Origin of the sequence: Microcoleus sp. B4-C2 (genome assembly GCF_036705265.1) — a bacterium.
In the GTDB taxonomy this organism is placed as follows: domain Bacteria; phylum Cyanobacteriota; class Cyanobacteriia; order Cyanobacteriales; family Microcoleaceae; genus Microcoleus.
The window spans coordinates 38,670-49,754 of sequence record NZ_JAUBUB010000029.1; the positions used below are offsets into that span (position 1 = coordinate 38,670).

The 11,085-nt window shown below is 46.4% G+C and carries 7 protein-coding genes; 1 reads left to right on the forward strand and 6 read right to left on the reverse strand.

Annotated elements, in window-relative coordinates:
- Positions 1-14: 14 nt before the first annotated feature.
- The 4 genes from QUB20_RS11505 to QUB20_RS11520 all read right to left on the reverse strand — a co-directional run bounded on the left by QUB20_RS11505 (position 15) and on the right by QUB20_RS11520 (position 5,626).
- The gene (locus tag QUB20_RS11505; protein WP_333246187.1) at positions 15-716 is read right to left on the reverse strand and encodes a phosphodiester glycosidase family protein; all 702 of its coding nucleotides are present in this window, start codon (positions 714-716) and stop codon (positions 15-17) included.
- Between the two features lie 20 nt (positions 717-736).
- Positions 737-1,591 (reverse strand): hypothetical protein, encoded by an 855-nt coding sequence (locus QUB20_RS11510; protein ID WP_333246189.1) that lies wholly within the window; start codon positions 1,589-1,591, stop codon positions 737-739.
- A gap of 267 nt (positions 1,592-1,858) precedes the next feature.
- Complete coding sequence (gene ppc / locus QUB20_RS11515) at positions 1,859-4,984, reverse strand: phosphoenolpyruvate carboxylase (protein ID WP_333246191.1); 3,126 nt, start codon at positions 4,982-4,984, stop codon at positions 1,859-1,861.
- 420 nt (positions 4,985-5,404) lie between these two features.
- Entirely contained in the window at positions 5,405-5,626 is a 222-nt protein-coding gene (locus QUB20_RS11520; protein WP_333246193.1) for a hypothetical protein, read from the reverse strand.
- 88 nt (positions 5,627-5,714) lie between these two features.
- On the opposite strand from QUB20_RS11520, the gene QUB20_RS11525 reads away from it, so the two are divergent.
- Complete coding sequence (locus tag QUB20_RS11525) at positions 5,715-5,966, forward strand: hypothetical protein (protein ID WP_333246195.1); 252 nt, start codon at positions 5,715-5,717, stop codon at positions 5,964-5,966.
- A 167-nt stretch (positions 5,967-6,133) separates the two neighbouring features.
- On the opposite strand, the gene QUB20_RS11530 is transcribed toward QUB20_RS11525, so the two are convergent.
- Complete coding sequence (locus QUB20_RS11530) at positions 6,134-6,433, reverse strand: hypothetical protein (RefSeq protein WP_333209759.1); 300 nt, start codon at positions 6,431-6,433, stop codon at positions 6,134-6,136.
- A gap of 13 nt (positions 6,434-6,446) precedes the next feature.
- A partial coding sequence (locus tag QUB20_RS11535) for a S8 family serine peptidase (protein ID WP_333246197.1) occupies positions 6,447-11,085 on the reverse strand: 4,639 nt, incomplete at its 5' end.

The window sequence follows — 11,085 nt, forward strand, 5'->3', positions numbered from 1 at the left end:
TTGGCTTCTTCTTGTTATAAACTAATTGGCAACTGCACGCGAATTGCTGCTAAATCTCTTAGCAAATGTTGTAGATATCGATCGCTGCGTTGGGTTGTAGCAGCATGGATTGGTGTTTGGGGACTCATTTCAACAATTCTCCCATCTAGCAATTCAATCTTATCATCTTCATTGAGAATCCCAGCTTCAATCATGCGGTGATATTCTTCGACTGTCCAGATTTTTTCTCTTGTTGCTGTCATAATCTGTGCCTGCAAAAGCTTACTTAATATTATATCAATTGTGAATTCACTCAAAAAAAACGGACGGATGGGGGAAGGTCGAGATCCCTTTTGAAAGAGTTCCCAAGACTGCTTTAAATAAGCCGGCGCCGGATATTCTTTATCGTAAACCACCAGCACATTCGTCAAATTCCGTCCCGGCGGTAATAAAATCTGCCCTTGATGAGCCAAACCCACCGAAGCGCCCCCGTCCAAATTCATCGCTTCAAAACAGCCGTAGCTTGCGGGGCGGGACGCCATCGCCCGCATAACATTAGCTTCTGCTTCCAAAGACAAACTATCAAGAAAAGTCACCAAAAATAACTTATCTCTCGAAGCCGGAAAGCCGATCGCCGTTCTCGAACCCACGCCCAAAACACCAGCATCTTTAAAACCTTCCGACAAAGGAGACAGCCAAACTTTCCCCGCTTTAACCAATCTCGGCCCGCAAGTCAATCGATTTTAGATTTTAGATTTTAGATTTTAGATTGACTTGCGCGAGATAAATGCTCTTTCTTGAGGATTTTCGATTTTCGATTAAAGAATTGATTCCACGGATAAATCACGTGGCGGGTACCACCTTTGAAATTCTTGGTCAGAGAAAACCAATGTTGACTCCAATCCGGCTTACCTTCGATTCTAGCCGTCACCATTTCCAATTGATTTCCGGCTTTAATTCCCAAAGTCGTGCCGTAATTTTCCCATCGGCTATATTTCAGAAACTTACCCGCCGCCACCATATTCCCTAGCACAGATTTCTGCTCATCTTTACCAAAAAAAGTCCCGTTAGCAACAACAGCAGCCCGGTAACGCGCTACCATATTTTCAAAAGGTTCGTCGCCCCGCGTTACTTTAGAAGTATTAGCAAAATCGGCATTATTAGCTAACCCTATTGTGATATAATTTTCTGGGTCGGCGAGGTCAATAGTTGTGAGATAAAAACTTGCGCCAGCTACATTTTTGCTGCTGACTTCTACAGGTTTTGCTTGCTTAGCAGAACGTTTTTTGATAATTTTAGGTTGAGACGGCTGCACAGCAGGAGGATTTTCGGGCGATTTTACAATAGGATTACTCGGCAGAGGTTGATTTGTTTTTGCCGATTTTACAATGGGATTGCTAGGGAGAGGTTTAGGAGTTTGATTTGATTGTATACTTGATAAAAAAGCGAGTGACTTTTGCCACAGTTGACCCATGAGAGTCAAGAAACTATCTCGGTTTTGGGCGATCGCAAAATAGTCAGCCGCAACCCGCGCCAAAGCTATGCCCGTTAAAAATAAAAAAGTGCGCCGCAGCATCGGGCGACAACCTTGAGACTGTTTCCGTTTAGACATAAAAAAATCTCAGCTAGCATAGCGAACAGTTTCCTATGGCTGTGACTATAGCAATCCTTGCAGGAGTCGTAAAAAGATGTAGGGGTAGTGTTAAGAGTGCCTACCCCGGTCTCATGGGGGCAACCACGGGGGGTTTGCCCCTACAATAATTACACAAATGATGCGAGGATTGCTATACAATGGGCGATCGCCCGAATTCTGAAACTAACAGTAGCAAGGTGCTCTATCGCGCACCTTACCACTAATTCACAACTCAAAACTATTTGCCTAGCCGGTATTCCGCATCCCCGCAGCAATTCCATTAATCGTCAGCAGAGCTCCCCGCAACAATTCACCCTTGCTGTAACGCGAGTGAATCACCCCCGGAACCCCGCCACTACCATGCTGCCGCAAGCGTTTCAGCAGCGAAACCTGCAACAAACCCAAAGGCACAATCGTCGCATTTCGCAACTGCACCGATCGCTGCAGCGATGGATCTTCGTCCAACAAACGTTGGTGTCCGGTAATCGTTAAAACCAAATCGCGAATCAAGTGAAATTCGGCAGCAATTTGATCGAATAAAGCCTTAAAACGCTCCCTGTCCGCTGGCAAAGCTAACTCCTGCACGTAGTGTTCTGCAATCTGCAAATCCACCTTAGATAAAGTCATTTCCACCTTAGAAATTACCATTCTAAAAAACGGCCATTTCAAGTAAAAATACTGCAAAAGTTTCATGTGTTCTTCCGGTTCCTCCAGCAAAAACTCTTGCAAAGCTGTACCGACACCGTACCAAGAAGGCAGCAAAAAGCGGCTTTGAGTCCAGCTAAACACCCACGGAATTGCTCGCAAACCGCTGATGTCTTTTTTGCCACCGCGACGGGCCGGGCGAGAACTAATTTGCAACTGGCTGATTTCTTGAATCGGGGTAACTTGGTGGAAGAAATCAACTAAATCCGGCTGTTCGTAGATTAAATTGCGGTAGTGCGATCGCGATTTCACCGACAACTCCTCCATAATCTCATTCCAAGGGTCGATGCCATCAAAACCAGTGTGCAGCAAACTCGCTTGAATTACCGCCGCCGCCACAGTTTCCAAATTGTAAAGCGCCAACTCCGGCAAAGAATATTTAGAAGCCAAAACCTCGCCTTGTTCAGTAATCTTAATTCGCCCGTTAATACTCTTTCCAGGCTGAGCCAAAATTGCCTTGTAAGCAGGCCCACCACCGCGCCCTACAGAACCGCCTCTGCCGTGAAAAATTCGCAACTCCACACCGTGTTTTTCCGCAACCATTTGCAAAGCCTTTTGAGCTTTGTGGATTTCCCAATTGCTGCTGAGGAAACCAGAATCTTTATTGCTGTCCGAATAGCCCAGCATTACCTCTTGCAATTTGAGATTTTCGATGGGGCATTTGAGATTTTCGGCGTTTTTTACCGCTAGTTCCTGCGCGTATCCTCCTGCTAGCAAAGCTCGATAAAGCGGCAGATCAAAGATTTTTTGCATTACTTCCGGCGCTTTTTTCAAATCTTCCACCGTTTCAAACAGGGGAACTACTTGAATGTTGCTAATTCCTGTTGCCGGATCGTAAAGTCCCGCTTCTTTTGCTAACAGCAAAACCGCCAGCAAATCGCTGACATCGTGGCTCATGCTGATGACGTAAGTTTGGCAAATTTCCGAGCCAAACTCCTGCTGCATTTGCCGCAATATTCGGAAGGTATTGATCGTCTCGCAAGTTTTGGGAGAAAAGGGCAATTCTGCTGGAATTAAAGGGCGGCGAGTTTGCAGTTCCGTTGCCAGCCAAATAATGCGATCGCATTCCGACATTTGATTGTAAGGCTTGGGCAAAATTTGCAAGTATTCAGCAATTTCCCTTAAAGCGTCCGAGTGTACTGTTGACTCTTGGCGAATATCTAGGTAAGCCAAATTAAACCCGTAAATTTCTACTTGGCAGAGCAGATTTTCCAAGTCCCGACAGCTCAAACCTGTTTCCACTAAATTGTGTTCGATGAGCTTGAGTTCGGCTAAAAACTCAGCCCCCGATCGATAAAGGCCGGTCATTCCGGGATGTTCCGACAAAGCTTCGCGTTCCCGCTGCAATTCGTCTCCTTTGTAGAGCCGCCAATTACGATCGCGCGTATTTTCCAGCCGCTGCAGCACGTAGGCCAGCTTCAACCGATAAGGTTCTTGGCGGTAGCGGATTGCCCACTGCTCGTAAACCTCCGGGAATTCCGATTTGTCGCGATCGAGAGATTCCAGCAATTCCGGCAGCACATCGCTCCAGTGCAGCGACAAACTCAAAAGTTCGTTTAGCCGTTTCACCGCGCTGATGTACTTCTCTAGCACCAAGTGGCGCTGATAGCAAGCAGTTTGCCAAGTAACTTTCGGAGTCACCGAAGGATTGCCGTCCCTGTCCGATCCCACCCAAGAACCGAACTTGCAAAAATTGTAACTAGGCGGTTTCAGATAAGGGTAAGAAGCGTGCAAAGCTTGCTTTAAGCGGTGGTAGAGTTCGGGAATAGCATCAAACAGAACTTCCTCGAAGTAGTGGAGAGTGTACTCCACCTCGTCAAGTACAGTCGGCTTGAACTGGTGCAGTTCGTCAGTGCGCCACCAGAGGCGAATTTCTTCCATCAGTTGCTCTTGGAGAGCGGCTGCTTCCCAGCAAGACACCGGGTAGGGGCTTTGAGAGTCGGTTCCGATCACCTGAAATTTCTCGTCAACTTGGTCTAGCTGTTGGAGAATCTTCGCCATTCGTCGCTGTTTGGTGCGGATCGTGTGGCGAACAATTTCCGTCGGGTGAGCTGTAAATACCAAGCGGATGTCTAACTGATCGATCAAGCGCTGGATTTGCTGGCTGGGTACGTTCAAGCGCAGCAGCATCGGGAACAGTTGGTGAAAAGTTCCCGCATCTCGGGCGATCGTCTCGCCGCTGTCTGCACCGCGAGGAGCCATTTGGGCGGGGACTGGGCCTTCCCGGTGGCGGGGGCGATCGGGGGCATCAGTTGCTTGTCCTGGCAGCTTAGAAAACATCCGCCCACCAGCATCGTTGCTGCTAGCGTAAGCTAGCTGTTGGTCTCGCTGTTCGTAGTGCTGTTCGACAATGTTGATCAACTGGAAATACAGTGCAAAAGCCCTAGCGGCGCGGATGGCGGCGTTGAGGTCGAGCTTTTCGATTAGCTGTACGACATTCGACTCGCGAAAGTGAGTGGCTTGTCCCTCGGCGGAATTGACCGATCGCATTTGTTGGAGCAAATCCACCAATTCCTGTCCGCACTCCTGTCGCAGCACCGATTCCCACAAGTCCTCTACAACTTTGAGGCGATTTCGCAGAAACAGGTCTGATTTTGAGTAAGCGGGAGAATGGGAAATAGATGTTGCATCAATAGCCTGTTCTGAAGACTGGAGGACTGAACTCATCGGGCTGTTCCTCAATAGCTGCGGGTGTCAAGAAAATTGTATGGTTTAGTTTCGCCTAAAACACTTTTGTTTGCAGTCAAATTTGAGACTCTTTTTGCAACGTAGAAAGTAGAAGGCACTTATGTACAAAGTATAAGGAAAGATTAATTCTTACAGCACGGATTGTACTTATTGTCAAGCTTTCATATCACTTTACTTGCGATTTTAGATTTTAGACGATCGGCGTGAGACGTTCGGCGAGCGCGAGCGTCGAGTCGCGCTAAGTCGAACGATTTTAGATTTACTCCCAAGATGAATCTGGGAAGTTGAACTAGGGTCGAAAATTTTTATCTCTCCAAGACAGAAGTCGCGGGCTGGTATCCGTTTTTGGGCGGGGTCAAAAAATTTAACTTCTAGCAGCAGCATCCTTCCTTGGGCTTTCTAATCCTGTGATTGAGGAAAGTTGAGTACGGGAAGGCGCGAACCCCGAAAGACTTCTTCGCTTTCAACGCCGATCGACGCAACAAACTCAGCAGCAGCTTTAGCCACCACCAGCCCGCCCAGCATGGGTAAGGCGACCAAGCTCAATAAAATTTCTGAGGGAACCGGCAACTTTGGACTAGGTGTTTGAGTTTTGAGCAAGTCTTGGTTTTCCGACGGCATAAATCTTTCCTGCGTATTCTGTTATCCCTAGTTTACAAGCTAGGGCGGGTTTTCTTGCCTCGTTGTATCCTAGATTGGGGGGAGATCCGTGTTCATCCAAGAATTAGTGCCGTGTCGATCGCAGGCCAGACAGGGCTGCGTACCGATTTCCCCTGAAGGATGTGACACAAAAATCAGAGGATACGATCGCACGTACAACAGCTTTTTCAAGCCGATCGCTCGCCTGCACGATCGATCCGGAGGCCTGTACAAAAGTGAGAACGCCCGTTTGTTCAATCAGATGGGGCGATCGACTCAGAGGAAATTGTACGGGCGATGTGCGATCGTCCGAGGGGTGTAAAACTATCAACAATCATTCGATCGCACAAAACAACTAGCTTGTAAAGTTGATCGACTCAAAGGAAATTGTACCCGGTGTGCGATCGCCCGGAGGGTGTAAAACTATTGATAATCATTCGATCGAACAAAACTAATCGCCCGCCACGTCGATTATTTGAGCTTGTCATATTATCCCTCTTTTAGTGGGACAATCGTCTCCGCTACAGCTCTTAATATTGAGGCGAGGCGATCGAAATCAACATATGTGGGGATATGTTCTTCGGATATAACTTTTTGCAGGCTTTTCCAATCATCTATCAGTGAACCTACATCTAGACTAACATCAGTTTCAAAGTTTGTCCATTCATCAGACGAAACTATCCAATAGTAATCTATATCATTAATATCTAATGATAGAATGCCCTCTTGTTCCATTTTATTCATGAGTTTATCAAACAATATCCGTAGTTCACCAACCGTCACATTCATCGATTTATCCTCTCTATCTGCGATTAAGTTCTTGTTCTATTTTGATTAACTCATCTCTTTGCTTCTTGATTTGTTTTTGAAGTGCATTAATACGCCCCTGTATAATTTGTTGCCTTATTTGTGGATTTGGTGCGTTTTTAAGCCTGCCATCGTTATCATAAGCATCGGGATTTGCTATGTAGTCATTGAGCTTTTTCTCGTGTTCTTGGATTAGGTCTTGATAGGAGTTTCGGGCTTTCTCCAATTGAGGTGTTGTCATCTTTTGGTAAAGTTGACTCCCTGTACCGCCTGTTCCTTGAGAATATAATACTCCAAGTTCCTGAACTATATTTCTTACACCAGCGGCCAACGTAGTTGTTCCGTGTAGTCCCAAAGCTGCACCTGCTACTATGGCCGGAGCACCTCCGATGCAAGTGAATCCTGCTATACATAAAAATCCACCTCCAGCGGCAGCACCACCGCCTGCTATGATTTCCAAAATTCCTGTGACAATTGCTGCCCCATCTCCTAACCGTTGTCCCCACCAAAAATAATTGTAGTCGGGAAGCCCTTTAAGCCCTCGTTCCACATCTTGTTCCTGTCCATCCCAGTAAGGGTTGAAGACCTGGAATAACCATTTAGTTGAATCTCCGATATTACGTAGATACTGATATACTGCGCCAGCAACAAACATCCCAAGAGGTCTAAAAAAATTCAACAATTGTTGAATAACTTCTGCCAGTGCAGAACGTTTGTTTTCAGGTAATTTTCCACCAGGAGCACCAGAACCACCAGACGGATTATTAGCTAAATAATCATTCCCACTCTCACCTGAAGGGGAATCAGAACCACTACTACCAAAAACCTTTTTAAACTCAGGCTCTTTAATCAGAATAACACTCGGTAGCCGCCAAATATCATCACTAGGCTTGGGAGGCTTCTGAAAATCCACCGGCACCTGTTGTTTCGGCGCCTTATTCAACCGCGGCGCCTCCCCAAATTCAGGCAAATTATTCGTCTGCGTCCCAGTTCCTTCTGGGTCAAATGACCCCCCCGTCACCTCATATTCACCCGGCAAATACTCGCCATCTTCCCAACTAGACTTCGACCAACTTTCACTCCAACTATTCCTGCCATCATCATACTCAGTCCCGCTGCGAGTCCAACTCCAACTGCTGCCATTACTCGTCGAAACACCCTCTTTCGTCACCGATTCCGAATCGTAACCGCTCACAGTTTCCGTCCAACTGTAACCTCCCTTAAAATAATACTTGCTGTAACTTGAACTCCAGCTAGAATACTTGGACACCGAACTAGCTACGCCGTTACTATCGTAACTGCTTTCACTCGACCATTTCTCGTAACTCGAACTGCCATTTTCTGTTCTTTGGCCATCTTTATAAGTTGTGACTGTCTGTGAATTCCAAGTACGGGAGGTGTCGCTACTGTTAGATGAGGTGGAATTACTGCCCGAGGTGCTGCTGTTACTTTTGCTAGCGGTTATTGTCGATTCATCGCTGTTGCTTTGAGTAGTATAAGTATCAGCCTTATACTCGCTCTCCCACTGAGCATTATTTTCTGAATAATTTTCAAGTTCGGAATTAGAACTGACTTGGCCCTCACTGTTGCTGCTGGAAGAGTTCGACTTGCTGAGAGAATAAGTATCCCGATTGTGGCTGCTAGTTGACGGCCCGTTTTTGTAACTTTGCGTGTCATTCCCTTGACTTACAGAATAATTGTTATTGCGGTTGTTGTGCCAGTATAAGGGGCCGTTGCTGCTGTTGGTTTCTTGAGATTGATTGACGGTGTAAGTGGATTGATTGCTGGTATTTTTTGACGGGCCGTCATCGTAACTGCTGTGATAATTACTATTGGCTTCTGAATAAGTATCGCGGCTGTTGCTGCCGACTGTTTTGCCGTCAGTTGTAGTGTTGTCCCAAGTTGAATTGATTACTGAATAGTTGTCGATGCTGTTGCCATTTTTGTAAAAACCGCTGCTACTGCTACTCTCATAGTTCGAGCGATTTACTTGGCTTTCTTCCCCGCTGTGAGTGTTGATGGAACTATTACCATTGCTGCTATTCGTCCAATCGGCTTTGCCTTGAATTTGAGTTGAACTGTTGTTGAGAGAACTTCCGGTGCTGCTAGTATAGTGAGTGTTTGAAGTTGATTTTGAACCCCAATCGTCTTGGCGGTTGCCGTTATTCATTGCATAGTCGGTTCCGTATTGACTTTCTGATTGGGAAAAACTGTTTCGGTAACTGTCGGCAGTGGTGTTTGTAGTTTGTTCGGGACTGGTATAATTGCTAGAAGAGCGGGATTTTTGAAGATATGAGCTTTGGTCGTTGCGAGTGCCTTCGTATTTAACTCGGCTGTAGTTTTGCTGCGATTGATTTGTGTTTTCGACTGAGTTTTGGGAAAAGTTTTTGCTGGTGTAGGTAGCAGCATTTGTGCTGGAATCGCTGGTGTATTCGTTAAAAGAGTTGCTCTTGCTGTTGGTGTTGACGGCGTTTTGATCCCAGCTTGATTCGGTGTTTGAGAAGTTGCTATTAGTTTGAGTGTTTGTGGTGGTTGTGCCGTTGGAACTACTGGTAGAGGTAGTTGTATATGGCGCTAATTCTGTGGTATAGGAGCTGGTGCCAGAGTTGTAGTCTCCGGTTGAGGTGCTGGTAGTTTTTGGTGTGCCTGGGGCGTTGGTTGCGGTCGGTCTTTCTGAGGGTTTGGCTGTACTATTCGGAGAGTTACTGACATTTGCATCGGCATCAATCAGCGATTTTGTCAATTGTTTGGTGGCTGCTAATACTGGTATTGCGGGGATTGTTTCTGTGGCGGTAGCAATTGCTAATTGGGGATTTAAGATTCCGTATCCTGTTCTTTCGTCCGATCCTGGTACGTCGATGTCGCTGGCTGTTTTTAGGAGGATGTTTTTGATTTGTTGGCGGTTCAGTGATGGGTTGGCTGCCCACATTTGGGAGATGGTGTTTGTGACGAAGGCTGCTGCTATTGATGTGCCTTGTTTTGTTTCGGTTGTTGACTGTTCTGCGGTTTTTTGAGTGTTTGTTGGTGCTAGGATATCTAAGCCGAATCCGTAGCTGGAATAGGCGCTGCGGTTGTTGTCGGATGCGCCGACGGTGATGATGTTGTCGAATTCTGTTGAGGCTTGTCCGAGGGCAGAGATGAGAGTTCCTTCATTACCGGCCGCTGCTACAATCAGGATGTTGTTGTCCTGAGCGTATTTAAGTGCTGATTTTTCTTCTGGTGTGAGTTGGTAGCGTGTGGTTTGTGTGCCGTCGGGATTGATTTGGGTTAAGTCGAAGCTGAGGTTGACGACGGCGTTGGGTTGTTTTGAGGCAATGGCTGCGTCTACAAATTCTATCAGGGATTGATGCCAGTTGCCGCTGCCAGTTGCTCGTCCTAACCAAATCGGAGTCGATTTTTTGGTGTCGCTTTGATTGCTGGAGTCGTTAATAATGTCTAAAATTGCGTCGCCGTGTTGGTTTTCTTGATTTGGTTGGAGTAGGGGATTGTTGTCGCCCTCGATTAAGTCTTTTCCGAGGATGATTTGGCTGTAGTCGATGTTGGGATTGTTGGCGACAAAGCCGGTGTCGATGATTCCGATTAATGGTTGGTTTTGTTGGGGGAGGTTGGGGGTTATTTCTGGTTGGGTTTCTGTGTCGGTGATTGTGTATTCGTTGATGGTTGTTTCGGAGTCGCTGTCAGTTGCAGTTGCGATTTCGGAGTCGGCGATGATATGAAGTGAATTGTCTGGCTGATTGTTTTCCTCGGATGGTATTTCGGGAGTAATTGTGATGTTTTCGGAGTCGAAGTCGGGGTTTACATATTCATCGATGGTGGTTGGTGGCTGATTGTCGCTGTCGGCGGTGATATTTTCCGATTGTTGCGAGTGATGATTTTCAGTGACGGCAATTTCGGGAATAATAGTTTGGGCGTCGGTAACTATATATTCTGATGCGGATGGTTGATGATTTTGGCTGGATTCTGTTTCGGGAATGAGAGGGAATTGTTGGGCGAATATGCTGTTGAGGCTTTCCCACAGTTGGGAAATTTCTTCCGGAGAAATTAGCGGGAAATTTTCAGCAGTTTCGCTGGCAATTTCGGGGGTATCGATAAGAGTTGGGGAGATGTTTTCACTTTCCCCAGTTAGAATGTCTGTAGATTCTGCGGGTATTGCGGGTATTTCTGGTTTGTCGGGTTGGAAAAAGACGGGTGTTTCGATTTTGTCACCTGTGATGAAGTCGATTTCTGTCTCAACAGGATTTGTTGGGAAATTGGGAATTTCGGAAACAGTCGGGTTTTGAGTTTCTGTCGCTGGGGAATTTTCGGTTGTTGTTTCAGTCGAATTAGTCTGGGAATTGGGGATTTCGGAAACAGTCGGCTGTTTGTCTTCTACTGCGGGGGAATTTTCGATTTCTGTTTCAGCCGAAGTCGTCTCGGAATTGGGAATTTCCGAAACAGTCGGATTTTTCTCTTCTACTGCGGGGGAATTTTCGGTTTCTGTCTCAGCCGAAGTCGTCTCGGAATTAGGAATTTCCGAAACAGTCGGATTTTTCTCTTCAACGGCGGGGGAATTTTCGGTTTCTGTCTCAGCCGAAGTCGTCTCGGAATTAGGAATTTCCGAAACAGTCGGATTTTGAGTTTCAACTGCGGGGGAA

What these genes read in the sequence shown, in the direction of transcription:
- QUB20_RS11510 (WP_333246189.1), bottom strand. Translation starts at nt 1,591, where the DNA reads ATGTCTAAACGGAAACAGTCTCAAGGTTGTCGCCCGATGCTGCGGCGC.
- ppc (WP_333246191.1), bottom strand. Translation starts at nt 4,984, where the DNA reads ATGAGTTCAGTCCTCCAGTCTTCAGAACAGGCTATTGATGCAACATCT.
- QUB20_RS11520 (WP_333246193.1), bottom strand. Translation starts at nt 5,626, where the DNA reads ATGCCGTCGGAAAACCAAGACTTGCTCAAAACTCAAACACCTAGTCCA.
- QUB20_RS11530 (WP_333209759.1), bottom strand. Translation starts at nt 6,433, where the DNA reads ATGAATGTGACGGTTGGTGAACTACGGATATTGTTTGATAAACTCATG.